General features: G+C 64.9%; 25 protein-coding genes. 8 read left to right on the top strand and 17 right to left on the bottom strand.

Features of this window, described 5'->3' with window-relative positions; genetic code table 11:
- Window positions 1–29: 29 nt before the first annotated feature.
- The 5 genes from ruvB to pdxT all read right to left on the bottom strand — a co-directional run bounded on the left by ruvB (window position 30) and on the right by pdxT (window position 3,959).
- Window positions 30–1,118, bottom strand: coding sequence for a Holliday junction branch migration DNA helicase RuvB (gene ruvB / locus ACIP90_RS01320; RefSeq protein WP_400576063.1), 1,089 nt, complete (start codon window positions 1,116–1,118; stop codon window positions 30–32).
- The gene (gene ruvA / locus ACIP90_RS01315) at window positions 1,111–1,755 is read right to left on the bottom strand and encodes a Holliday junction branch migration protein RuvA (protein ID WP_400576062.1); all 645 of its coding nucleotides are present in this window, start codon (window positions 1,753–1,755) and stop codon (window positions 1,111–1,113) included. The genes ruvB and ruvA overlap by 8 nt, the downstream gene beginning before the upstream one ends.
- Window positions 1,756–1,864: 109 nt before the next feature.
- Complete coding sequence (ruvC, locus tag ACIP90_RS01310) at window positions 1,865–2,443, bottom strand: crossover junction endodeoxyribonuclease RuvC (RefSeq protein WP_400576061.1); 579 nt, start codon at window positions 2,441–2,443, stop codon at window positions 1,865–1,867.
- A gap of 34 nt (window positions 2,444–2,477) precedes the next feature.
- On the bottom strand, window positions 2,478–3,233 hold the full coding sequence (locus tag ACIP90_RS01305; protein WP_400576059.1) for a YebC/PmpR family DNA-binding transcriptional regulator: 756 nt from the start codon (window positions 3,231–3,233) through the stop codon (window positions 2,478–2,480).
- A gap of 3 nt (window positions 3,234–3,236) precedes the next feature.
- On the bottom strand, window positions 3,237–3,959 hold the full coding sequence (pdxT, locus tag ACIP90_RS01300; RefSeq protein WP_400576057.1) for a pyridoxal 5'-phosphate synthase glutaminase subunit PdxT: 723 nt from the start codon (window positions 3,957–3,959) through the stop codon (window positions 3,237–3,239).
- A 91-nt stretch (window positions 3,960–4,050) separates the two neighbouring features.
- Between pdxT and ACIP90_RS01295 the strand changes: the two genes are divergently transcribed.
- Entirely contained in the window at window positions 4,051–5,343 is a 1,293-nt protein-coding gene (locus tag ACIP90_RS01295) for a MurT ligase domain-containing protein (RefSeq protein ID WP_400576056.1), read from the top strand.
- A complete protein-coding gene (locus ACIP90_RS01290) occupies window positions 5,340–6,080 on the top strand; it encodes a type 1 glutamine amidotransferase (protein ID WP_400576054.1) in 741 nt (246 codons plus the stop codon). The genes ACIP90_RS01295 and ACIP90_RS01290 overlap by 4 nt, the downstream gene beginning before the upstream one ends.
- A gap of 8 nt (window positions 6,081–6,088) precedes the next feature.
- Here ACIP90_RS01290 and ACIP90_RS01285 read toward each other — a convergent pair whose 3' ends face one another.
- The gene (locus tag ACIP90_RS01285; protein WP_400576053.1) at window positions 6,089–7,423 is read right to left on the bottom strand and encodes a CapA family protein; all 1,335 of its coding nucleotides are present in this window, start codon (window positions 7,421–7,423) and stop codon (window positions 6,089–6,091) included.
- An 83-nt stretch (window positions 7,424–7,506) separates the two neighbouring features.
- Between ACIP90_RS01285 and ACIP90_RS01280 the strand changes: the two genes are divergently transcribed.
- Window positions 7,507–9,519, top strand: a complete 2,013-nt coding sequence (locus tag ACIP90_RS01280; protein WP_400576052.1) for a M3 family metallopeptidase — start codon at window positions 7,507–7,509, stop codon at window positions 9,517–9,519.
- Window positions 9,520–9,735: 216 nt separating this feature from the next.
- On the opposite strand, the gene pdxS is transcribed toward ACIP90_RS01280, so the two are convergent.
- The 6 genes from pdxS to ACIP90_RS01250 form a co-directional block, all read right to left on the bottom strand.
- Window positions 9,736–10,662: a pyridoxal 5'-phosphate synthase lyase subunit PdxS gene (pdxS, locus tag ACIP90_RS01275; RefSeq protein WP_400576050.1), complete on the bottom strand. Its 927-nt coding sequence runs from the start codon at window positions 10,660–10,662 to the stop codon at window positions 9,736–9,738.
- A gap of 150 nt (window positions 10,663–10,812) precedes the next feature.
- A complete protein-coding gene (pgsA, locus tag ACIP90_RS01270) occupies window positions 10,813–11,433 on the bottom strand; it encodes a phosphatidylinositol phosphate synthase (protein ID WP_400576048.1) in 621 nt (206 codons plus the stop codon).
- On the bottom strand, window positions 11,423–12,010 hold the full coding sequence (locus ACIP90_RS01265) for an HIT family protein (RefSeq protein ID WP_400576046.1): 588 nt from the start codon (window positions 12,008–12,010) through the stop codon (window positions 11,423–11,425). Before ACIP90_RS01265 ends, pgsA begins: the two co-directional genes overlap by 11 nt.
- Window positions 12,011–12,029: 19 nt before the next feature.
- Window positions 12,030–13,994: a threonine--tRNA ligase gene (gene thrS / locus ACIP90_RS01260; RefSeq protein WP_400576766.1), complete on the bottom strand. Its 1,965-nt coding sequence runs from the start codon at window positions 13,992–13,994 to the stop codon at window positions 12,030–12,032.
- A gap of 168 nt (window positions 13,995–14,162) precedes the next feature.
- Window positions 14,163–17,702, bottom strand: a complete 3,540-nt coding sequence (locus ACIP90_RS01255; protein WP_400576044.1) for a DNA polymerase III subunit alpha — start codon at window positions 17,700–17,702, stop codon at window positions 14,163–14,165.
- On the bottom strand, window positions 17,699–18,040 hold the full coding sequence (locus ACIP90_RS01250) for a DUF6504 family protein (RefSeq protein WP_400576042.1): 342 nt from the start codon (window positions 18,038–18,040) through the stop codon (window positions 17,699–17,701). The genes ACIP90_RS01255 and ACIP90_RS01250 overlap by 4 nt, the downstream gene beginning before the upstream one ends.
- Window positions 18,041–18,183: 143 nt before the next feature.
- Here ACIP90_RS01250 and ACIP90_RS01245 point away from each other — a divergent pair, with 143 nt between their 5' ends.
- Entirely contained in the window at window positions 18,184–18,570 is a 387-nt protein-coding gene (locus ACIP90_RS01245; RefSeq protein ID WP_400576040.1) for a hypothetical protein, read from the top strand.
- A gap of 75 nt (window positions 18,571–18,645) precedes the next feature.
- On the opposite strand, the gene ACIP90_RS01240 is transcribed toward ACIP90_RS01245, so the two are convergent.
- Window positions 18,646–18,972: a chorismate mutase gene (locus ACIP90_RS01240; protein ID WP_400576038.1), complete on the bottom strand. Its 327-nt coding sequence runs from the start codon at window positions 18,970–18,972 to the stop codon at window positions 18,646–18,648.
- 14 nt (window positions 18,973–18,986) lie between these two features.
- Here ACIP90_RS01240 and ACIP90_RS01235 point away from each other — a divergent pair, with 14 nt between their 5' ends.
- Window positions 18,987–19,406: a VOC family protein gene (locus tag ACIP90_RS01235; protein ID WP_400576036.1), complete on the top strand. Its 420-nt coding sequence runs from the start codon at window positions 18,987–18,989 to the stop codon at window positions 19,404–19,406.
- A 9-nt stretch (window positions 19,407–19,415) separates the two neighbouring features.
- Here ACIP90_RS01235 and ACIP90_RS01230 read toward each other — a convergent pair whose 3' ends face one another.
- On the bottom strand, window positions 19,416–20,165 hold the full coding sequence (locus ACIP90_RS01230) for an SOS response-associated peptidase (RefSeq protein ID WP_400576035.1): 750 nt from the start codon (window positions 20,163–20,165) through the stop codon (window positions 19,416–19,418).
- Between the two features lie 104 nt (window positions 20,166–20,269).
- Here ACIP90_RS01230 and ACIP90_RS01225 point away from each other — a divergent pair, with 104 nt between their 5' ends.
- Complete coding sequence (locus ACIP90_RS01225; protein ID WP_400576033.1) at window positions 20,270–20,527, top strand: mycoredoxin; 258 nt, start codon at window positions 20,270–20,272, stop codon at window positions 20,525–20,527.
- Window positions 20,528–20,533: 6 nt separating this feature from the next.
- Here the strand turns inward: ACIP90_RS01225 and ACIP90_RS01220 are convergent, their stop codons facing one another.
- Window positions 20,534–21,415, bottom strand: a complete 882-nt coding sequence (locus ACIP90_RS01220; RefSeq protein ID WP_400576031.1) for a LysR family transcriptional regulator ArgP — start codon at window positions 21,413–21,415, stop codon at window positions 20,534–20,536.
- A 78-nt stretch (window positions 21,416–21,493) separates the two neighbouring features.
- Between ACIP90_RS01220 and ACIP90_RS01215 the strand changes: the two genes are divergently transcribed.
- Window positions 21,494–22,108, top strand: coding sequence for a LysE/ArgO family amino acid transporter (locus tag ACIP90_RS01215; protein ID WP_400576764.1), 615 nt, complete (start codon window positions 21,494–21,496; stop codon window positions 22,106–22,108).
- Window positions 22,109–22,397: 289 nt separating this feature from the next.
- Here ACIP90_RS01215 and ACIP90_RS01210 read toward each other — a convergent pair whose 3' ends face one another.
- Window positions 22,398–23,144, bottom strand: coding sequence for a biotin/lipoate A/B protein ligase family protein (locus tag ACIP90_RS01210; RefSeq protein ID WP_400576761.1), 747 nt, complete (start codon window positions 23,142–23,144; stop codon window positions 22,398–22,400).
- Between ACIP90_RS01210 and ACIP90_RS01205 the strand changes: the two genes are divergently transcribed.
- Window positions 23,143–23,490: a DUF2177 family protein gene (locus ACIP90_RS01205; RefSeq protein WP_400576029.1), complete on the top strand. Its 348-nt coding sequence runs from the start codon at window positions 23,143–23,145 to the stop codon at window positions 23,488–23,490. The two genes, ACIP90_RS01210 and ACIP90_RS01205, sit on opposite strands and share 2 nt — an antisense overlap.
- Here ACIP90_RS01205 and ACIP90_RS01200 read toward each other — a convergent pair.
- Window positions 23,419–24,222: a thioesterase family protein gene (locus ACIP90_RS01200; protein WP_400576027.1), complete on the bottom strand. Its 804-nt coding sequence runs from the start codon at window positions 24,220–24,222 to the stop codon at window positions 23,419–23,421. The genes ACIP90_RS01205 and ACIP90_RS01200 overlap by 72 nt on opposite strands.
- Window positions 24,223–24,262 lie beyond the last annotated feature (40 nt).

Genomic DNA, 24,262 nt, shown 5'->3' with positions numbered 1-24,262 from the left:
GTCTAGAGGGAAAAGCTGAAAGGCCGCTGTTATTGGGCGTTCGAGATCCAGTCCGCAGTGGATTGTTCATCTTCAGGGTCCGATCCGAACAGGTCCAGAGCCTCCTGCCCGAAGACGCCGTCGGGAACGGCGAATCCCAAGTGTGTCCATGCCGGGGCCATGGCAATGCGTCCCCGGGGCGTCCGGCCAAGGAGCCCCTCCCGGACCAGGTACGGCTCGGCAACGGTCTCGACCGTTTCGGGTTCCTCGCCGACGGCGATCGCCAGCGTGGAGAGGCCTACCGGCCCTCCGCCGAATTTGGTGATGAGCGCCTCGAGCACGGACCGGTCCAACCGGTCCAGGCCGCGCTTGTCCACTTCGTACATGTCCAGCGCGGCCGAGGCGGATCTGGCGTCGATCTGCTCAATGCCGTGCACCAGGGCCCAGTCCCTCACCCTTCGCAGCAGCCGGTTGGCGATTCGCGGCGTCCCGCGGGACCGTCCGGCGATTTCGCTGAACCCTGCCGAGTTCACCTTCAGGTCCAGGAGACCGGCGGACCTGCGCAGGACCAACTCCAGCTCCTCCACGGAGTAGAACTCCAGGTGACCGGTGAAACCGAACCGGTCACGCAGGGGTCCAGGCAGCAGCCCGGCGCGGGTGGTGGCGCCGACCAGGGTGAATGCCGGCAGTTCCAGCGGGATGGCCGTGGCTCCGGCGCCCTTGCCCACCACAATGTCCACCCGGAAGTCCTCCATCGCCATGTAGAGCATTTCCTCCGCGGGGCGGGACATCCGGTGGATTTCATCAAGGAATAGGACCTCGCCCTCAGACAGCGAGGAAAGGATAGCGGCTAGATCCCCCGCATGCTGGATCGCCGGACCGCTGCTGATCCGGAGGGGTGCGTTCATCTCGGCTGCGACAATCATAGCCAGCGTGGTTTTGCCCAGGCCCGGCGGACCGGAGAAAAGCACGTGGTCGGCGCTGCGGCCACGCATCCGGGACGCCTGCAGCACGAGGGACAACTGTTTGCGGACACGGTGCTGGCCCACGAAATCGTGCAGGTTCTTGGGCCGCAGGGCGGCCTCGATCGCCTTTTCCTCGGGTTCTTCCCCACCGGCGACAAGGGACGGCTCAGCCACGGCTGCCTACCCTGTTGCCGGCACGGGCGCCGTCCTGGCCTAGCCACCGCAGCGTGGTCCGGAGTATTTCGGCGACATTGCCCTGGTCGGCAAGGTCGGGCGCGTCGGCCAGGGCTTTGTCGATGCTGCCGGTGGCATCCTTTTCCGACCAGCCGAGGCTGGTCATGGCGGCCACCACCTGCGGCTTCCAGACCGCTTCCCCGGAAGGGGCAGGGGCTGCACTCGGCGCAGTGCCATGGGGAACCAGCTTGCCGGCCAGTTCCAGCACGATGCGTCCGGCGACCTTAGGGCCGATTCCGGGAACTTTCGTGAACGTTTTGCTGTCGCCGGTGTGCGCAGCGACGCGGATGGCTTCCGGATCATGGACCGCCAGGACCGCGAGGGCAAGCCGCGGCCCCACGCCGCTGACGCTGAGCAGGACATCGAAGACCTCGCGCTCGTCGTCGCTCGCAAATCCGAAAAGTGTCAGGGAATCCTCCCTGACGATCAGTGAGGTGAAGAGTTGACCCTCCTCGCCAACCCGGAGTCGGCTGAGGGTCCGCGGAGTGGCGTTCACGCTCATCCCGGCGCCGTTAAGGTCGATCACGGCGGTGGACAGGCCCACGTGCGCTACCGTTCCGCGAAGAAAACTTATCAAGGCCGGGCTCCTGAACTACCGCCGGAGGGACCAATGTGAGGTTTCCGACCGACTATCCGAACATATCTACGAATACCCTAACAAGTTCCCCGGCCATATACCCGGACACTTACCGGGCGCGCCGCGCCTTTGCTTCCGCTTCTGCCCACGCCCGCTGGGCCGGAGTCAGCGAACTGCTGCCCGGTCCGGTGGTGGCAACCGCAGCCCCGCTGCCGGCCCGCCAAGCGTGGGTAATGGCCAGGGCGAGGGCATCGGCGGCGTCTGCCGGCCGCGGCGGGGCGTCCAGCCGCAGGATCTTGGTCACGAGCTTCGTGACGGCGTCCTTGTTGGAGTTTCCGCTGCCCGTCACCGCCGCTTTGACTTCCGACGGCGTGTGGAGCGCCACCGGGATGCCCCGCCGGGCGGCTGCTGCTATCACAACGCCCGAAGCCTGCGCGACGCCCATGACGGTACTGACGTTGAGCTGGGAGAAGACCCGTTCCACGGCCAGCACGTGCGGCTCATACCGGTCGAGCCACTCGTCGATGGCGAGGGCAATGACCAGCAGACGCTGATCGAGGGTCTCCTCGGCAGAGGTCCCCACCACGCCCACCGCCACCATGGTGGCGCGACGGTTCTTTTCCACGTCCACCACGCCGATGCCACAGCGGGTGAGGCCGGGATCGACGCCCAGGACACGCAGCGTCAAGGCCGGGCCACGAAATCACAGCAGGGCTTCAGGATCACTCGGCTTCCAGCGCGGCCTGCACTTCGTCGCTGAGGTCGGCGTTGCTGTAGACATTCTGGACGTCGTCCAGGTCTTCCAGGGCGTCAACGAGTTTCATGAACTTCTTGGCGGCATCCAGGTCGAGGGGCACCTCCATGGACGGCACGAACTCAGCTTCGTCGGTGTCGTATTCGATCCCGGCATCTTTGAGTGCGTCGCGGACGGCCTGGAGGTCCTTCGGATCCGAGTGGATTTCGAAGGTGTCACCGTTGTCCTTGACTTCCTCGGCGCCGGCGTCGAGGACTGCCATGAGGACGTCGTCCTCGCTCAGGCCGTTCTTCGGCAAGGTGACAACGCCTTTGCGGGTGAACAGGTAGCTGACCGATCCGGGGTCGGCGATGGTGCCGCCGTTGCGGGAAATGGCGAGACGCACCTCAGAGGCGGCGCGGTTCTTGTTGTCGGTGAGGCACTCGATGAGGAGCGCGGAGCCCTGGGGACCGCGGGCTTCATACATGATCTCCGTGTAGTCAACGACTTCGCCGGTGAGCCCGGCACCGCGTTTGATGGCGCGGTCAATGTTGTCGTTGGGCACCGAAGTTTTCTTGGCCTTGGTCACGGCCAGATCCAGCCCCGGGTTGCCGGCAAGGTCCGGGCCGCCCATGCGCGCCGCGACTTCGATGTTCTTGATCAGCTTGGCGAACGACTTTGCCCTGCGGCTATCAATGATGGCCTTCTTGTGCTTGGTCGTTGCCCATTTGGAGTGGCCTGACATGCTTTACGCTTCTCCTCTGATCATGCGGATAAAAAGTTCATGCACGCGCTTCTCCCCTGTCACTTCCGGGTGGAAGGAGGTGGCCAGCAGTTGGCCGGAACGCACTGCAACAATTCTAGCTGTCCCCTGCAGATCGGCTGCGTGGGAGGCATGGGCCGGGTCTGCCGGCTCCACCTGGGCAAGGACCTCGACGTCCGGCCCCACCCGTTCCACCCACGGGCCGCGGATGAAAACGGCGTGCACGGGAGCGACACCCTGTTCGGTGGCGCTGAAGTCCAGGCCCTTGAACTCAAGGTCGGTCTCGAAAGATTCCCGCTGGCGCCCGAAGGCATTGCGCCGCACGGTGATATCCAGGCCGCCAAAGGTCTGCTGCGGATTGCCGGCAAGATCGGTGGCGGGGTCCGCAATGTCATGGGCGAGGAGGATCATCCCGGCGCAGGACCCGTAGACGGGCAACCCTTCGGCGATGTGCTTCCGCAGCGGTTCAGCGAGCTCAAAGGCCCGCGCCAGCTTGTCAATGGCAGTGGATTCTCCCCCGGGAATAATGAGCCCGTCCAGGCCGTCAAGTTCCGCCGGACGGCGGACCCCGACGCCGGTAGCGCCGGATGCCTCCACGGAACGGAGGTGCTCGCGAAAGTCGCCTTGGAGCGCCAGGACGCCGATGCGCAATCCTGAACCGATACCTGGACGAACGCGCGGCTGCGCGGCAGAAAGGGGATTGGTCATCCAATAATCATAGTGTCCCGGAAGCTGGATCCGGCCCCCGCCAGCAGGGCGGCCGCCCGTTCCATGCCTCAACTGGGATATATTACAGAGCATGTTTTCCTTCAGCGTTCCGCTCGGCAAGCTCGTCCGCCGGGTCACCCGGCTCAGGGGCGGAGGCTCCGCTTTTCCAGGTCTGGTGGTCGAAAAAATCGATCCCGGCTTCATGCAGCGGACACTGTCCACCCTCCCCCACGGGGTGGCGGTGGTCAGCGGAACCAACGGCAAAACCACCACCACGAAGATGGTGGTGGAGCTCCTGGAAAGCCAGGGCCTGAAGGTCTTCACCAACCGCACCGGCAGCAACTTCACGCGCGGCGTTGCCGCTGCCCTGCTGGGCGACGTCGACTGGCGGGGACGCCTAGATGCCGACATTGCGGTGCTTGAGCTTGATGAAGCCCATGCAGTGCACTTCGTCAACCGGGTCCCGCCCCGCTACAGCCTCCTGCTGAACGTGCTGCGCGACCAGCTGGACCGCTTCGGGGAAATCGACAAGACGGCCCAGCTCCTGCAGCACATTGCCGAAAAGACCACCGGGACGGTGGTTTTGAACCGCGAGGATCCGCGGGTGGCGCGGATCGCCGAGACACTGCACGGACCTGACGTCCGCTACTTCGGCCTCGACGATTCCCTGCTGGGCACCTTTCCCAGCGACGACGAGCTGCGCGCCGGGCCCGGCAGCCCCACTCCGGCGGCTGTCCCCCAAAGGCCGGCTGCCGACGTCGTGCTTCGCAAGGTGGGTGCCGACAGCGCCGACTTCGAGTACGACGGCGCCACTGTCACCACCTCAATGAAGCTCCGCGGCGTCTACAACATCTTCAACGCCGCTGCGGCCCTGGTGCTGGCCCGCAGCATCTGCGGCAGCGGTGCTGCGACGGCGGACCACGCTGCCCTGCTCGACGCGCTGTCCAAGGTGGCTCCCGCCTTCGGCCGCGGCGAAAGCCTGGTGGTGGACGGGCTGCCTTTGGACCTCGTGCTCGTGAAGAACCCCAGCGGGTTCCGACTGGGCCTGAAGTCCTTTCCCTCGGGCGGGTACGCCACCATGATCGCAATCAACGACAACTATGCGGACGGGCGGGACATGTCCTGGCTGTGGGACGTCGATTTCGAATCACTGCGGGAAGACGGCGTGGACCAGGTCAGCGGCTCCCGCGCCTATGACATGGCCCTGCGCCTGCAGTACGACGAAGTGGCCGTGCGCTCTGTCGACACGGAGATTGCCCCTGCGCTGGCCGCCTTTATCGCCGGTGCGAAGGACAAGCCGAAGCGCGTATTCTGCACATATACGGCCATGCTCGCCATCCGCCGTGAGCTCTCCAAAATCACCACAGTGGAGGTGGTCTCATGACCCCCGGGACATCAGGCAGCAAGGGGACCATCCGGGTCCTTCAGCTTTATCCGCGCGACATGAACATCTACGGTGACTGGGGCAACGCCCTGGTGCTGCAGCAGCGGCTTAAATGGCACGGCTACACGCCGGAACTGCTTGAATACAACCCGGGCGACGATTTCCCCGACGAGGTGGATGTGATCGTCGCCGGCGGCGGGCAGGACAGCGGCCAGTTGGTGATCCAGGACGATCTGCAGATGAGGGCGGACACCCTTCGGGGCCTTGCGGAGGACGACGCACCCATGCTGGTGATCTGCGGCCTCTACCAGTTGTTCGGGCACTTCTTCAAGACCCGCTCAGGCACCGTTATTCCGGGCATCGGAATCCTGGATGTGGAGACCCATGGAACGGACGAACGCCTGATCGGCAACGTGAAGGTGACCACCCCCGAGTTCGGCGAGGTCCTTGGCTACGAAAACCACAGCGGCCAGACGACCCTCGGCCCGGGCGTTAAGCCCCTGGGCACCGTTGACAAAGGAACCGGCAACAACAGCAGGGACGGCCATGAGGGCGCCCGCTACCGCAACATCGTGGCGAGCTACCTTCACGGGTCGCTGCTCCCCAAGAACCCGGCCATCGCGGACTTCCTGATCCGGAACGCCGCCGAACGCAAGTACGGGTCCTTCACGCCAGGCGAACCGGACGACCACTTCGCCGTGCTTGCCAGGGAACACGCGGCCCGCCGGCCGCGCTGAACAGGGGCCTACTTCTCCTTGCTGATCAGGAGTTCGTGGGCCCCCGCCTTCGCGGCCCCCATCGATTCCACGACGGCCTTGGTCCGCTGCCGGGTTTCGGCGTCAGCCGCTGGGCTTGCACAGACGCCCTGCGGTGCGTCAGAAGCAACGGAACACCAGCGGTAGGGCGCGTTGACAATGACTGACGGCGCCCAGCCGAGGTCGGCCGCCGTCCATTTGCCCGCTGCATCCTGGCTGAACTGCGCACGGACCAGCAGACCCTCGTTGTTGACCGCATAGACCGGCGAGAGTTCCGTCACGCCGTTGCCCAGGCCGTAGACAATCCATGTTCCCTTGTACTTTTCAATCGGCAGCACTGAATGCGTGTGGTGCCCGTAGATCATGGTGAACTGTCCGCTGTCCACCAGCGCGTGGGCCACCTCCTGCTGCTGCGCATTCGGGACACTGGCGTATTCGTCCCCGGCGTGCATGACCCCGAGCACAATGTCCGCGCCGAGCTGCCGCGCCTTCTTCGCCTTGGCGATCATCGTCGGGGCATCGAGCATGTCCACCTGCCAGTCCTGTTCCGGAATCTGGCCGTTCAGGCCGTACGTGCCCTGGATCACCGCGATGTCGGCGGCGGCCGTCGGCATGATCAGGATGCCGTTCGACTCCGCCTCGGTCCGGTACGAGCCGGTGTGCTGCAGCCCGGAAGCGTCCAGCGCGTCCAGCGTCCGGACCAGTCCTGCCGTGCCCTGGTCGATGGTGTGGTTGCTTGCCGTGGTGCACGCCTGGTATCCCACGGCCTTGGCGGCCGCGATGATCTGCGGCGGCACGTTGAACGACGGGTACGCCGAGAACGGGCCCGCCGGGGCCGCCACGGGAGTCTCCTGGTGGCAGATGGCGAGGTCGCTCTGCTCGATATACCGCCGCTGGCCTTCCAGCAGCGGTTCGAAGTCCAAGCCCTTGGAACCCGCCGCCAAGGCATCCTGGCGGGCCTGCTCCCACAGCTGTGTGTGCACCAGCATGTCGCCGGTGACCACCACAGACGCACAGCGGACAGCCGGGCATTCGGGTCCGGCCCCCGGCGTCGGCGCCTGGCTGGGAACCGGGTTCTGGCTGGAAGCCGGGGTACCTGACGGTGCTGTGGCCGGCGGAACTGACGCGCTGGGCGATGTATCCGGTGATCCCTCCGGAGCAGCAGGTGTTGCGCTGGTGCTCCCCTGCCCGGCGCCGCCGTCGGATCTGCCCTGGCCGTTGTCCTGCCCTGCGATGACGCCGCAGGAGGCCAGCGCTGCAATGAGCGCCGCCGCCGCAGAGGCCCGGGCGGTGCGGCTGATCAGCATGGTGTATGTGTTCCCCATATCCGCCATCCTACGGTGGCACACCACCCAAAAACGCGCACGCTGTCATTGTGAACGCCGCGCCTGCATGAAAGGGTTGCTTCATGACTAATCCCCTGCTGAGCCCGAGCGGATTGCCGTTCGGCCTGCCTCCCTTTGAGGCCATCGAGGACACCCACTACGCCGAGGCCGTGGACGCCGGCCTGGCCGAACACCTGGCCGAGATCCAGGCCATCGCAGGCAACCCCGACCCGGCGACCTTCGAGAACACCGCGCTGGCCATGGAACGCTCCGGCCGCCTGCTGCAGCGGGCTGCTTCGGCATTCTTCACGGTGGTATCTGCGGATGCTTCGGAGGCGATCCAGAATCTCGAAACGGAACTCGCGCCGCGATTCGCTGCCCATCAGGATGCCGTCTACCTCAACCGCGGCCTGTACGAACGCTTCGCCGCCATCGACATGACAGACCTCGATGCCGAGTCCGTCCGGCTCGTCGAGGAGTACCTCAAGGAGTTCCGGCAGTCCGGGATTCAACTCGGTGACGAAGGCCAGGAAAAGCTCAAGGAGCTGAATGCGGAATTGTCGCGCCTCGGCACAGAGTTCGGACAGCGCGTCAAGGATGCGATGAAGAGCGCCGCCCTGCTCTTGGACGACGCCGCGGATCTGGCGGGCCTGCCGGCCGACGACGTCGCCAGTGCAGCGGAAGCGGCCCGTGTGGCGGGCCACGAGGGAAAGTTCCTGCTCACGCTCATCCAGCCCAGCAACCAGCCCGCCATGGCCGCGCTGGAGAACCGCGCCGTCCGCCGTCGCCTTTACGAGGCATCTATTGCCCGCGGCAGCAGCGGCGGGAGCCTTGACGTGCAGGACCTGGTCAAGTCCATGGTGCGGCTGCGCGCCGAGAAGGCCGCCCTGCTGGGCTTCGCCAACTTCGCCGAACTCGTGGTGGACCGGCAGACAGCCCCTGATTTCGAGGCGGTCCGGTCCATGCTCAACCGGCTGGCCCCGCCCGCTGTCCGGAACGCTGACACCGAGGCTGCGGCCCTGGCCGAGAGTGCCGGGCACCCGCTCGAGGCATGGGACTGGGCCTACTATTCCGCGAAGGTGCGCCGCGAACGTTATGCGGTGGACGAGCAGGCCATCAGGCCCTACTTTGAACTGGACCGGGTCCTGGTGGACGGAGTGTTCTTCGCTGCCACCTCGCTGTATGGCATTACGTTCCACGAGCGTCCGGAGCTCTCCGGCTATCATGCCGATGTCCGCGTCTGGGAAGTGCGCGACGCCGACGGCTCCGGGCTGGGACTGTTCCTGGGGGACTACTACACGCGGGAATCCAAGCGGGGCGGAGCCTGGATGGATTCCCTGGTCGACCAGTCGGCCCTCCTGGGCACACAGCCCGTGGTGATCAACAACCTCAACATCTCCAAGCCACCGGCCGGTGAGCCCACGCTCCTGACCCTGGATGAGGTCCGCACCCTTTTCCACGAGTTCGGGCACGCCCTGCACGGGCTCTTTTCCAAGGTCACCTATCCGCGGTTTTCGGGCACCAACGTGCCCCGGGACTTCGTGGAGTATCCGTCCCAGGTCAACGAAATGTGGCTCATGTGGCCGGAGGTCCTCGCAAACTATGCCCGCCACCATGCCACAGGCGAACCGCTCCCCCAGAATGTTGTGGACCGGCTGAACGAGTCACGGCTCTGGGGCGAGGGTTTCGCGACCACCGAATACCTCGGCGCAGCGCTGCTTGACCTGGCGTGGCACGTGCTGGACGCCGGCAGCGTTCCTCAGGACGCCGTGGAGTTCGAGGCGAAGGCCCTGGCCGCGGCGGGGGTGGCGCACACGCTCATCCCGCCGCGGTACCGCACCGGCTACTTCCAGCACATCTTCGCGGGCGACTACTACGCCGCCGGCTACTACTCCTACATCTGGAGTGAAGTCCTTGACGCGGAAACCGTGGACTGGTTTGTCGAGAACGGAGGACTCAACCGGACCAACGGGGACCGATTCCGCGCGGAGCTCCTCTCACGCGGCAACAGCCGGGATCCGCTCGAATCCTTCCGCACCTTCCGCGGCCGTGATGCCGCCCTTGAGCCGCTGCTGAAGCGCCGCGGCCTCGAGTAAACCCCCTCCCTCCCCAACAAACAACGACGCCGGCCGGTCACCCCGCAGGGTGACCGGCCGGCGTCGTAAAGTGGCCGCTAGCGCGACGGGCGGTGTGACCCGGCGGCGTGCGTAAAAGGGGCCCTGCGACCCAGCTCGCCGCAAAGCGGCTTTAGCTGGGCGCGGGGAATAGCACGCAGAGGATCATCACCGTTCGTTGCGGACCAGAGCCGAGTTTTACCAGCCGCGCTCGGCGAGGCGGTGCGGCTGCGGGATCTCGTCCACGTTGATGCCGACCATGGCTTCGCCCAGGCCGCGGGAGGCCTTGGCGATGACGTCCGGGTCATCGAAGAAGGTGGTGGCCTTCACGACGGCGGCCGCGCGCTGGGCCGGGTTGCCGGACTTGAAGATGCCTGAGCCGACGAATACGCCGTCGGCGCCGAGCTGCATCATCATTGCGGCGTCGGCCGGGGTGGCGATGCCGCCGGCGGTGAAGAGCACGACGGGGAGCTTGCCGGTGGAGGCAACCTCCTTGACCAGTTCGTACGGTGCCTGCAGTTCCTTGGCCGCGACGTACAGCTCGTCCTCGGGCAGGGCCGCGAGCTTGAGGAGCTCGGCGCGGATCTGGCGCATGTGCGTGGTCGCGTTGGAGACGTCGCCAGTGCCGGCCTCGCCCTTGGAGCGGATCATCGCCGCGCCCTCGTTGATGCGGCGCAGCGCCTCACCGAGGTTGGTGGCACCGCAGACGAAGGGAACGGTGAAGTTCCACTTGTCGATGTGGTTGGTGTAATCGGCCGGGGTCAGGACCTCGGACTCGTCGATGTAGTCCACGCCGAGGGACTGCAGGACCTGCGCCTCGACGAAGTGGCCGATCCGGGCCTTGGCCATGACCGGCACGGAGACGGCGTCGATGATCTTGTCGATCATGTCCGGATCGGACATGCGAGACACGCCGCCCTGGGCGCGGATGTCGGCCGGGACGCGCTCGAGCGCCATCACGGCAACGGCACCGGCGTCTTCGGCGATGCGGGCCTGTTCGACGTTGACGACGTCCATGATGACGCCGCCCTTGAGCATCTCTGCCATGCCGCGCTTGACGCGGTTGCTGCCCGTGACGCTGTTGGCGGACGAGCCGGCTTCGCTGCTTACATCAGGTGTAGACACAAAAACCCCTATGGGTAGATAGATGTTGCTGGATCCGGTCTCTCGACCCGGTGCAGACGGCACACAATGCCCCAATTCGCACACACCGGATTCCCGGATCCATGGACCAGGTAGTCCTAATACTAGTCCCACCGTGGCGGCGGGGCTTAATCAGGGTTGCGCTGTGTCCTGGGTGGCTTGGCGGCGGACCGCCAGCACGCGCTGCACCACGGTGACGAGGCTGGCACCGGCAAGCAGCACCAGGGTCACGAACAGCACGATGCTCGGCAGTCCCAGCCCGGTGAAGCCGGTAACGACGAGCAGCGAAACAAGGCGTTCGGCGCGTTCGGCGATGCCCACATTCGCCTGAAAGCCCAGGGACTCCGCCTTGGCCCTGACGTAGGACACCACCATGCCCAGGACCAGGCAGACGACGGCGGCGACTGCAATCGCGGTATCCCCTCCGCCGGTAAAAAACCAGATGGCCACGCCTGCAAACAATGCGCCGTCGGCCAGCCGGTCCAGGGTGGAGTCCAGGAAGTTTCCCCAGGCGCCTTCACGGTCCTGCATCCGCGCCATGATGCCGTCGATGACATCGGAGAAGATGAAGGCGGTGATGAAAAGGGTCCCCCACCAGAGCTGCCCGAGCGGGTAGAACACGAGCGAGCCGATCACCACGCCGGCAGTGCCGACAATGGTGATGGCGTCCGGAGAGACCCCCATTCTGAGCAGCCAGCGGGCAAGCGGGGAGAACAGCGCGGTGAAGAACCCGCGGGCATGCCTATTCAGCATGCGTCTCCCCCGGCCACGCGTCGGCCACCTGCTGCCGCACTTCGTCGAGTGTCTGCGTGATCGCCTTGGTCTGGGCGATGATGGGGAAAAAGTTTCCATCCCCGCCCCACCGCGGAACGATGTGCTGGTGCAGGTGCCCGGCAATCCCTGCCCCGCCCACCACGCCCTGGTTCATGCCCAGGTTGAATCCGCCAGGATTTGCCACCTTCCGCAGCACACGCATGGCCGTCTGCGTGAGGTCGGCGAATTCGGCGGTCTCCTCGACGGTCAGGTCCGTGTAGTCAGGAACGTGGCGGTACGGGCACACGAGCAGGTGGCCGGGGTTGTAGGGAAACAGGTTCAGCACCACATAGCTGGTGCGGCCGCGGTACACGATCAGGGATTCCTCATCGGTGCGGGCCGGAGCAACGCAGAATGGGCAGTCGTCCTGGTTCTTGTACTGGTGCTGCCCGCCCTTGATGTATGCCATGCGGTGCGGAGTCCAGAGGCGCTGGAAAGCGTCCGGAACGCCGGCGAGGCCAAAGTCGTCCGTCACCTCGGCGTCGCCCGAATAGCCTGCGCCTGTGTTCTCCTGCACGTGTGCCTCTCGTCTGCGGCTAGCTGGTCCGGTTGCGGACGGCGTCCACGATCCGCTGGACCGCCTCTGCCACCGGCACACCGTTGTCCTGGCTGCCGTCGCGGAAACGGAAAGACACCGCGCCCGCTTCGGCGTCCTCGCCGCCGGCAATCAGGACGAACGGGATCTTGTCCTTGCTGGCGGTGCGGATCTTCTTGGGGAAACGGTCCGAGGAGATGTCAACCTCGGCGCGGATCCCGGCGGCCTTCAGCTGGTCCACGACGTCGAACATGTAGTCGTTGAAGGTTTCCGCCACGGGGATGCCGACCACCTGGACGGGAGCCAGCCAGGCGGGGAAGGCTCCTGCATAGTGCTCGGTAAGCACGCCCATGAACCGTTCCACCGAGCCAAACAGCGCACGGTGAATCATGACCGGGCGCTGGCGTGTGCCGTCTGCAGCCTGGTACTCGAGTTCGAAGCGTTCCGGCAGGTTGAAGTCGAGCTGAATCGTGGACATCTGCCAGGTGCGGCCCAGCGCGTCCTTGGCCTGGACGGAGATCTTCGGGCCGTAGAATGCGGCTCCCCCGGGATCCGGGACCAGCTCCAGTCCTGACGCTTCAGCCACTTCGGCCAAGGTGCGGGTGGCTTCCTCCCAGGCGGTGTCGTCACCCACGAACTTGTCTTCGTTCTTGGTGGAAAGCTCCAGATAGAAATCGTCAAGGCCGTAATCCTTGAGGAGGCCCAGGACGAAATTCAGCGTTCCGGTGAGTTCGTCCTTCATCTGTTCACGGGTGCAGTAGATGTGGGCGTCGTCCTGTGTCATGCCGCGGACGCGGGTCAGGCCATGCACCACACCGGACTTTTCATATCGGTAGACGGAACCGAATTCGAACAGGCGCAGGGGCAGCTCGCGGTACGAGCGGCCTCGGGAACGGAAGATGAGGTTGTGCATGGGGCAGTTCATCGGCTTCAGGTAGTAATCCTGGCCGGGCTTGCGCACGGTGCCGTCTTCGTTCAGTTCCGCGTCGATGTGCATCGCCGGGAACATGCCTTCCCTGTACCAGTCCAGGTGGCCGGAGACTTCGTAGAGGTGCCCCTTGGTGATGTGCGGGGTATAGACGAACTCATAGCCGGCATCGACGTGCCGCTGTCGCGAGTAGTCCTCCATGGCCTTGCGGATGATGCCGCCCTTCGGGTGGAACACCGGCAGGCCCGAGCCCAGCTCATCCGGGAAGGAGAAAAGGTCCAGCTCGGCGCCGAGCTTGCGGTGGTCGCGCCGCTCGGCCTCGGCAATGCGCTCCTGGTAAGCCTTCAGTGCGTCCTTGGTGGGCCAGGCCGTGCCGTAGATGCGCTGCAGCTGCTGGTTGTTCTGGTTGCCCAGCCAGTAGGCGGCGGAGGAACGGGTCAGGGCGAAGGCATTGGAGATCAGCTTGGTATTGGGCAGGTGAGGGCCGCGGCACAGGTCGCACCAGACGCTGTCACCACTCTTGCGGTCAACATTGTCGTAGATGGTGATGTCTCCGGCGCCCACCTCAACGTTGACGCCTTCCCCGGCGTCGACGGCGTCATTCTTCTTGCCCAGCAGTTCCAGCTTGTAGGGCTCATTCTTCATCGCCTCGCGAGCTTCATCCTCGGAAACGACGCGCCGCACGAACTTCTGGTTCTGGTTGACGATTTTGAGCATCATCTTTTCCAGCTGCCGGAGGTCTTCGGGGGTGAAGGGCTCCGCGACATCGAAGTCGAAGTAGAAGCCATCGGTGATGTACGGGCCGATGCCAAGCTTGGCGTCGGGGCGCAACTGCTGCACGGCCTGAGCCATGACGTGGGCTGTGGAGTGGCGGAGGACGTTGAGGCCGTCCGGGGAGTCGATGGTGACGCCTTGGACCTCGGCACCTTCGGGAAGCGGCTGTTCAAGGTCCTTCAACTCGCCGTCAACGCGGGCCACAACGACGTCGCGGCGCTCAAAGAAGACTTCCGCGCCGGTGGTCCCTGTAGTCACCTTCATCTCTTCGCCATCGACGATGAGGGTGATCTGCTGGGCTTCTGACACGGGTGTCTCCTATTCAAAGTTAAGGCTTCGTAGCTTGTGGCATACGGGGACCACAGCCAGCCTCGTCAATCGTATCGGTTACGGCTGAGGCCAGCCAAAGCGGCACACGGGCAGGGCTGCGGTTCAGCCGCCCAGGCCGGTGATGGCCAGGTTCCTGCCGATCCCGCTCAACGGGCCGGGTGCCCGGAACTCGGCCGGGATGAGGGCGCCGGTGTTGGGTTCGGCGCTCCCCGGTCCGCGCCCGGAGGGGGAATCCTTCGCCGGGAAGGGCAGGGTCTCAATCCTGCTCAGGTCCCAGGCCATGCTGGCGCTGAGGCTGATCCCCCGCGGGCCCGTCCGCCGGGTGGTTCCCCTGATAAGCAGCAGGCGGGTACCGAACAGCAGAGGTCCCGACTTCTCCTGGGCCTCATGGAAGAAGACAGAGTCCACGCAGCCGGTGCCGTCATCGATGCTGATGAACACCACCCTTTTGCCTCCCCGCATGGGCGGGGTCTGGGTGGCGATGCGGACCCCGGCCACCAGAACTTCAGTGCCGTTCCTCAGTCCGAGGAGCTTGTCGGCAGTGGTGACGCCCAGTTTGTCCAGCAGCGGACGGTGGCTGGACATCAGGTGCTCGCTGACGTCAACGGCCATGAGGTCAAGTTCTGCCCTGACATTCTCCACGACGGTGGGTGGCGGAAGTTCGGCCTTGACGTTCCTCAGTTCAATGTCTCCGAGGGGCAGAGCCAGCTGGCCTTCAACGACGTCGGGCGCTTTCCGGTGCTGGCTGTTCTGCAGGGTCTGCAGATGCTGGACCAGGTCCGCCCGGTTGGCCGCTCCGCCGGATTCCCGGTGCAAGGAATCGAAGGCTCCCAGCTGGGCCAGCCTCTTGATGCTCGGTTTCGTCAGCCTGGACCGCGCCCTCAGGTCAGCCAGGGAGTCGAAGGGCTGTCCGGCCACTATCCGCTTCAGTTCGGCCCCGGAGAGCCCAAAGATGCCTTTCAGGCTCAGCCTGATGCCGAGTTTGCCTTGGTCCGGCCCCGAAACGACGCGCTCCACCCGGTACTCCGCGCCGCTGCGGTTGATGTCCAGCGGCAGGATGGGGATTCCCAGGCGGCGGGCTTCGGCGACAAGCAGGCGCTTGGGGTACATGCCCGGATCGTGCTCCCACAGTCCGGCGAGGAAGGCCTCCGGATGATGCGCTTTCAGCCAGGCCGACTGGTAGGTGGGCACGGCAAAGGCAGCGCCGTGGGCCTTGCAGAAGCCAAAGCTGGCAAAGGACTTCAAGGTCCCCCAGACCTTGTCAACGACGTCCGGCGAATACCCTTTGGCCTTTGCCCTGCGGCGGAAAAACTCCTCCACCTGGGATTCCATGACCTCGCTGCTCAACGCCCTGCGGAACTCGTCGGCTTTGGCCAGCCCGCAGCCAGTCATCACGTCAAAGGTCCTCAGGATCTGCTCGTGGAACACGGTGACACCGTGGGTTTCCTGCAGCACGGGTTTGAGATCCGGATGGGGATAGACCTCCGGCGCGAATCCGTGTCGGTGCTCGAGGAACGGGCGCACCATGTCGGATTTCATGGGCCCGGGACGGAACAGGGAAATGTCGATAATGAGATCGTTGAATTCCCTTGGCGCCATCTTTCCCACCAGTTCGCGCTGGCCCGGCGATTCAATCTGGAAACATCCCAGGGTGTGGGTGCTCCGGATGAGCTCGTAGGTGGGCTCATCATCCAGCGGCACCGCGTTGAGGTCGATGAAGCCGTCCTCCCTGATGTAGTCCGGGCCCTTACCGTCCGGACCCGCGGGGTGGGCGCCCGCAGCCACCACATCGGCTTTGGTGGGATGGATGCGGATGATCTCCCGGACGGCGAACGCCATGGCGCTTTGCATCCGGACTCCCAGCACGTCCAGTTTGAGCATTCCCATAGGATCCATGTCGTGCTTGTCGAACTGGCTCATGGGCAGCCCCAGCCCGCTGGGCTGCACAGGAGTTCTGTCCAGCAGGGTCGCGTCGCCAAGGATAACTCCGCAAGGATGCATGGAGATGTGGCGGGGAAGCCTGTCCAGGCGTTCGGTGAGGTCCACGAGCAGGTCCAGTTGCTGGTTGCCTGAAGCATCCCGCTGCTCCACCCGGTCAGCAAATTCACGGAGCTCGGGTTTTTCTTCCAGGGCTTCCCTGAACCTGCGGGCGGAAAAGCGCCACAGCTGCTTGGCAATCTCTCCAATGTCGCCGTCGTCCATGCCCAAGGCCATCCCGGCGTCCCGCACGGCCCCCCGGGCACGGTAGCCGTTCTGCATACTCATGAGCGTCACGCGCTGGGCGCCAAAACGGTCAAAGATCTTCCGGTAAACGTTGTGCCGCTCCGCGCTTTCGACGTCGATGTCGATATCCGGAAGGGTGGACCTGTCCTGCGACAGGAAGCGTTCGAAAATAAGGTCATGCTGCAGCGGGTTCACCTGGCTGATATCGAGCAGGTAGTTCACCAGGCTGGACGCTCCCGAGCCCCTGGCAGCGGCCCGCACGCCCATGTCCAGGATCATCCGCGATACCTCGGCCACCGTCAGAAAATAGGAGGCGAAGCCGAGGTTGGCTATGATCTTCAGTTCGTGATCCAGCCTGCTGCGCATTTCAGCCTCGGCCTTCCCGGAAATACCCGGAAAGCGGCGGGCCACGCCGGCCTCGCACCTCAAGGCCAGTTCCGCCAGGGGGTCACCTTCGATGCCGATCACCGAGCCCTCCGGAACGACGGGCTGCTTCCAGCCCATGTCCGTGGCGGGATCCATCCTGCAGCGGTCGGCGAGCGCCTCCGTTTGCGCGAGCAGGACCTGAAGATCCGCCGCCCCATACCCGGCGGCGTGAATAATTTCCTTGCCCAGCCGCAGCATCTGATCAGGGGACTTCAGCCAGCCCTGCCCATTGGGCTGGAGCAGTGGCGCGGCTGAGAGTTCGGGGAGGGACTTCAGGGTCCGGGCGGAGTCGAGGACATCGGCCGTGGCGGCACCGTCCTCGGCACAATAACGGACTGCATTGGTGAGGACCGCCGGAACACTGTACTCCTGTGCGAGCTTGAGCATGCGGACGGCATGGGCGGTGCTGAGGGGCTCTCCCGGGGCGCTGAGATGCGAGACGACCTCCGCGACGACGCTTCCGGGCGGCAGGGAATCCAGCCAGCTCTTGAAGAGCGTGCGGGGCCGGAGGTAACGCCGTCCGCCCATGGCCCTTCCGACGTCGGAATCCGGCCCGATCAGCACGCTGAGCACGGGCTTCAGGGTGTGCGGGTCAAGAATCCTTGATGCCAGTTCCGCCCGGGTGACTGCAGCCGGCACCGCTCCCCCGGCCTTGCCCGTGGTGCGGGCATGGGCATCGGAAATCAACCGGCAGAGCGCCTTGTAGCCGGCCCCGTTGTTGTGGCCGTGCGCAAGCACCACTACGCGGCCGGAAAGCTGGGTGCGAAGATCTCCCTCGTCGTCGAAAACGGCGAGGTCCACCCCGACCACCGGGTCCAGGCCGGCAGCCATGCAGGCTTTCAGATGCTTGACCGTTCCGTACAGGCCGTCCCTGTCCGTGCAGGCAAGGGCGGTTGCACCCTGGGCCGCCGCCGACTGGGCGAGTTCATCGGGCCAGGAAACGCCGTAGTGGGCGCTGAAGGCGGTGGAAACGTGCAGGTGGGTAAAGCTCATGCTGTCTTATGCCGGAGTGCGTCGTGGATCCGGAGCAGCCGCCAGCGTCCGCTGCCGGTATGCCGGACCAGATCGAGTGTCAGGTGTTCAGGGGCAGCAGGGGCCTCTTCGGACAAGGGGGGTTCCACGCGCGCTACCTGAACTCTCCAGATCTCGTGATCCACAAGTCCGGGCCCACTGCCCAGTGGAGCCCGCTGTTCCTCGGCCCACCACTGGCGGCGTTCATACCAGTGAACCGGTTCGGCGCAGACCGTGTACCTCCGGCCGCCCCACTGCAATTCCACGGGCTGGCCTTCCGGTCCGCAGGCAACGTCCACGGACTCGCTGAACATGCCCATAGGTGCCTCCGGAAACCAAGATGAAGGTGCTGCAGATGAAGGGTGGTTCGAATATGTATTCGAATAACTACAGTCTACGCCTGGCCTCCGGCAAAACCTAGATGGGTGTGGACTGACAGCGGCTCAAGGGGCAGGATGGAGCCATGAGTTCCAATGACGCACTCCTGAAGCACGTAAGCATCGCCGCCAAAGACACCATCTTGGAGGCCAAATTTGATATTGACGGCAATATTCCAGGATCGGGCGCCTTCGTAGTGGGGCTCGTGGCAGCAACTCCGGACTATTCACATCAGCGAAGGCTCGGAATTGAGTTCATGAACGGCGAGGCCGTGTCGATGTACTCGTTCAGCCATGACGGCACCGAGGAAAACTTTGACGTCAAGAGCGTCGAGCATTCGGGCAGCACCATAACGGGTAACTTCCCCATGAGCACGGTGCTTGGACTGGAGAAGGGCCACCTCATGTCAGCCTTCAGCGAGGCCGACGGACGGGAATTCCAGTCCGGCGTTCCGGTGGAAGAAGCCCTCTAGGCAACTAAGGCAGCAAAATATCGGGGCCATTCCCGCCGTCGCCCCGAAGTCCCGCCGGCAGCTCCTGCTGCCCGGTCAGTTGTTCTCGTTATGGATCTTCATCTCGAGCTCGATGAACTTCGAAATCATGGCCCGGTAGGTGGTTTCCACGATGTCCGGGTCGATTTCCTTTTTCTCGGCAGCGGCGCGGACATGTTCAATCACACGTTCCACGCGGCCGGGAGCCCGGACCTCGGCGTCATCGCCCTTCAGTGTTCCCGCGATCCTGATCAGACGTTCGCGGCGCGCAATCAGCGTGACGATCTGGTCATCAACCTCGTCCACGGCGATCCGGACAGCAGCGAGCTGTTCCCTGTCAGCCTGGGCGCTTTTATCGTCTCCGTGATTTGTGGGCATGTCCATGACAGTATCGAACCATGCAGCCCCGAGTCGATTTTATTTCCCTGGGAGTGCGAAGCGTGGCCGCCTCCCGCAGCTTCTACGTTGGGGGCCTCGGCTGGCCCGTCCACCGGGAATTCCCCGAAGTGGTCTTTATCCAGGCCAACCATGGCCTCATGTTCTCCCTCTGGGACGCCAGGCAGATGCAGGCCGAAGCCGCCGTGGATGCCCCCGCGTCCGTCCCATGCATCACGCTCAGCCACAACGTGAAAAGCGCTGCCGAAGTCGAGGAGGTGATGGCCCAGGCGGAATCTGCCGGCGCAACTGTCGTGGCAAGCCCCAAGACCCAGCCGTGGGGAGGGTACACGGGCTACTTCGCCGATCCGGACGGTTTCAGGTGGGAGATCGCCTTCAACCCCACGTGGACCGTTGACGACGGCGGACGGGTCAGCCTGTGACGCGACCCGCTAGAAGAGTGCTTCCACCGGCTCGATGAGTTCCGGCGAATTGTTCCTGACGTTGCCCACGGCCGGCCCTACCGAATCAACCCGCCAGCCTGCGGCCTCGTCCTTAACCCCGGAGCGGACCAGGTCCAGCAGCCCGGCTGCGTCGTCGACCTGCGGGTCGAGCCATGCTGCCATGGTGTCCCGGCTCATGGGCAGCGGGACACGGTCATGAAGCGAGGTGAGCTCACCGAATACTGTGGATTCGGCACCCTCCGGTGGTGAATCCGCCGTCAGGATCGACATGGAAAGCATCCACCGGCCCGGGTCATCCTGCCCTTTGGAGGGGTCCTTCCACCACTCATAGAGGCCCGCGAAGGCCATTCCCGGCCCCTCCTTGGGATGCACGTAGTACGGCTGTTTGCGTCGCCCTTCGCCCTGCTTCCACTCGTAATAGCCGTCAGCCGGCACTGCGCAGCGCCGGGACTGCACGGCCTTGCGGAATGCAGGCTTCTCGAGCACCGTTTCGCTCCTGGCATTGATCATCTTCGGCCCGACGCCGGGGTCTTTGGCCCAGGACGGCACGAGTCCCCACCGCGCTACATGGAGCTGGCGGACTGTGGCGCCGTCGATCAGCCGTTCCAGGACGATGGGCGCACCATCCGTGGGCGCAAGATTCCACGACGGCGGGATCTCCATTTCGTTCTCAAGCCCGGCGTCGAATTCGGCCAGCAGATCCCCGACTGCCCTGGCCATTACGTAACGTCCACACATGGCACCAGCATGCCATCGCAACACAAACGGGGGAATACCGGCTCACGGGTTACCGTTGACTGAACGAAACTGACAGGCACGAACCTATACCTGAGGAGCTCTCCGTGGACTTCACCCCCGAAGACGGCAGCATCACCATGTTTTCCACCACCTGGTGCGGTTACTGCAACCGGCTCAAGAAGCAGCTGGATGCCCAGGGAATCGGCTATACCGAGATCAACATCGAAGAGGTTGACGGCACGGCCGAACTTGTTGAGCAGATCAACGGCGGCAACCGCACCGTTCCCACCGTGCTGTTCCCGGATGGCAGCGCCGCAACGAACCCTTCAGCCGCCGAGGTCAAGAGCCGGCTCGCGGCATAGCGCCCCTCATCGCAGCCCGGCCGCCGCTGCCTGCTGCAGGGCAGCGGCGATCCGGGCGAGCGTGGCCGACTCTATGGACCATTGCTGCCAGTACAGCGGAACGTCCACATGCCCGCGTTTATCCAGCACCGTTAGGGTGCCTGCATCCAGAAGGCCCTTGGACTGAAGATCCGGCAACATTCCCCACCCGAGCCCCAGTTCGATCGCCCGCATGAAGTCCGACGACGCCGGGACGTAGTGACGGGGCGGGTAGCTGGCCCCGGGCTTCAGCCGGCCCTCGAGGTAACGGTCCTGGAGGGCATCCTTGCGGTTGAACACCACCAGGGGTGCCCGCGACAACGCCGCATCGGTAAAACCATCTGACAGCCATTGCGCGGCAAACGAAGGGCTCGCCACAGCGCGGTAGCGCATGACGCCCAGCGGCCGGACCGTGCAGCCCTGCACGGGCTCGCGGTTTGAGGTGATGGCGGCCATTGCCGTCCCCTCCCGGAGGCGCTCGATGGAATAGTCCTGGTCATCGATGCTGATCTCGAAACTGGCCCGCTCCACACCCGCCAAGGCCGGCAGCACCCAGGTGGCGAGGGAGTCCGCGTTGATTACCAGCGGAATGCGCGGGCGGGACCCTGCACCCTCGAGGCCCAGTTCTTCCATGGCCTCGCTTTCCAGCAATGCCACCTGCCGCGCCAGGCGCACCACCACGCTTCCGGACTTCGTTGGCCGGACCGGCTTGGTGCGGAGCAGCAGGACCCTCCCGGTCTGCTGCTCCAACGCCTTGACCCTCTGGCTGATGGCCGACGACGTCACATGCAGCGCCGCGGCGGCGCGGTCAAACGTCCCGTGATCGATCACAGCAGCCAACGTCCTGAGCTGCTCTGTAGTGGCATCCATCTTAAGTTTTCCTTAATTGACGTAAGAAACTTTAGCTGTACTCATGATTCCCGGGGACCTAGAGTCAGGCAAGTGGAAATTACTTCGACCCTCGGCGCCCTGGTCACCGGCTTCGGCGCGGGCCTGTCCCTCATCGTCGCCATTGGCGCGCAAAACGCTTTCGTCCTGCGTCAAGGACTGCGCCGCGAACACCTGGCGCCAATTGTGGCGGTGTGCATCGCGAGCGATGCCGTCTTGATTGCGGCGGGCGTCGCCGGCGTCGGCGCGCTCATCCAGGCGGCGCCGCTGGCCCTGGTCATCGTGCGCTGGGCAGGCGCAGCTTTTCTGCTTGCCTACGCCCTTTTCGCAGCCCGGCGCGCCTTGAAGCCAAGCGGCTTGAGCGCAGCCGCCACGTCTTCCCGGAACACGCTGGCCGCAGCGGTTGGAACCGCCGTCGCACTGACCTGGCTGAACCCGCACGTGTACCTGGACACCGTAGTGCTCCTGGGATCGCTCGCAGCCGACCACGGCCCTGAAGGCCGCTGGCCGTTTGCCTGGGGAGCGATCGCGGGAAGCACGCTCTGGTTCGCCCTTCTCGGCTTCGGGGCACGGTTCCTGGCCCCGGTGTTCGCGCGCCCCGGAGCCTGGCGGGTCCTCGATGGCGCCATCGCCCTCCTGATGCTGGCACTGGCCGCGTTCCTGGTTATTCCGTAGGCCCGTCGACCATCAGGTTCGGGGCGCGTTGCTCTGGCAGTATTTTCCGCTCCGCACTACAGTTCAAACCCGGAGTCAAAAACCGCAGGTCCAGGCACAGTCGCAACCCACGTCACGCCGCGCACGAATTCATGAAGGACCGTGGCGTGGAACTTACAGAGGTCAAGGAGGACCAGTGGTTTAACTTCCGGGACCCCGACGGCAACGTCCTGATGGTCTGCCAGATACCGGCAGCGACGGAATAGTCCCGGCCGCAGAGTCCTGACAACCACTGCAGGCTGCTGAACTGTTACTGGAGGCTGCTGAACTCGTCGTACGCCAGGGGTGCGTAGCCACTGTACGTGCTGATCACGGCGTCCTCGATGGACTGCACGTCCAGGTGGGGCACAAGGTCGTCAATGGCACCGGCTGTGGCGGGGTCCCAGTCCAGGCCGAGTGCGCCGTAACTGGCCGTGAGGACACTGCGGAGAGGCGCGGAGTTTTCCACTACGATGACGGAGCTGAACAGCCACCCTCCTGAGACCACGCGCTGGGCGGTGCCCACGAGCTTGACCCGGTGCGCGGAGTCGTCCGGGTGGGTTCCATGGACGCTGAACTCGCCCGGGCAGTATTCCCCCGGGATCTCGCCGACTGCAGCCGGCACTCCGGTGCTTCGCAGGGCTTCCGCCAGCATCTCGCCAAAGAACGCAAACCTGCCCTTGGCTCCGGCGATCGCATCAGCGTGCGGCTCCACGTGGTCGACGATCAGGGTCCCCTGGTGGTAGGCGGCCGCCCGACCGCCGGCCTTGCGGATCAGGGGCTCGAAGCCCTGCTCCCGGCACGCCTGCGCCGCGGCTTCGAACCCGGGAAGATGCGTGTCGCGCTGGCCGAAGGCAACCGTCGGGGTCGGACGGTACAGCCTGAGCGTGGGGCCGACCCTCCCCGTCTTCGCCAGGCCCAGCAGTTCGATTCCGAAGTCGAGGTCCCGGGCGGCGCCCAGCGAATCGTGCTGGCGAACGACGGTCAGCGTCGGTGCTCCGGCCCCGGCCTGGTGCATGTTGCTAAGCTCCCTTGTGGTCATACTGCAGTTCCTGGTCGTGGCAGCCGCCTTCGCCGTGATCGACGCCGTATGGCTCAAGCTCTTGAACCCGTTTTACCGCGGCCACATCGGCGACCTGCTGGCCCAACGGCCCAATCTAGGGTACGCCGTCGCTTTCTACGTGATTTACATCGCCGGGATCGTCTTCTTCGTGGCGCCCGGCGCTCGACGGCGGCAGCTGGCTGAGCGCCGTCGGCTACGGTGCCCGCCGCGGGATCCGACTTCCGGGGCGTCAGCTTTTCCGCAGCGTCAGGATCTGCTCCGCGCGGCCGAAGGGCCCTGCCATGTCGTGCAGCACGGTTGAGGTGAGCCCGATGCCATCGGCTCCGAAAGAGACCGCGTTGTCGAGCCCCAGCCATTCGCCCTCCGGCCGGCGATACATGTGGATCTGCAGGTCCAGGTTGGGAAAGGAATAGCTGTCCTTGCCCGGCGGCACCCGGGCGGCGATGCCGTTCGCAGTATCCACCAGGCCAATCAGCCGGGCCATGTCGGTGCTGTCCAAGGCATCTGTCAGCGGATGGTCGGTGCGCAGCCACACCTTGCCGGCGCCGGGACGGTGTCCGTCGGCCACCCTCATCTCCAGTGAGCGGATGTATCCGCCGGGCCAGACGCTGGCGCCATCGTAGGGTTTGCAGTCGTGGGGTGACGGAATGTCAGCGTCCTCGATTGCGGCCACCGCGGAGGTGTCGCTGGTGATCATCCGCCAGGCCGTGGCCCGGATGATGACGCGTCCGGCGGCCACCAGTTCTGCCTGCAGGAGTTCGATGGTCCTGCCGGGGCGCAGTGTCGTGGTGACGACCTGGAACTCGCCGCCGGGAATCAAGCCCAGGATTTCGTAGCTGAGGCGTGCCATCCGCATGTCGCCGCGCGGCTCATGTCGTTCCAACCGGTCGGCGAGCAGCCCGGAGGCCGGCGCCATGTGCTGTTCATGCTCGTTCCAGGCACCCTGCGCGTGAATCGTGGAGCGGAAGTGCCCCCCACCCAGGTCCTGGTAATAGAAATCGCCGTCCGCGAGTTCCGGCAGTGCAGCAGTCAACGTTGACCCTTTCGACACAGTAAACGAATCTGCGATCACC

Origin of the sequence: Arthrobacter sp. NPDC093139, assembly GCF_044754165.1 — a bacterium.
Taxonomy (GTDB): Bacteria; Actinomycetota; Actinomycetes; order Actinomycetales; family Micrococcaceae; genus Arthrobacter.
The sequence above is the reverse complement of the archived record's forward strand: the minus strand, read 5'-3'. Positions and strand labels throughout refer to the sequence as shown.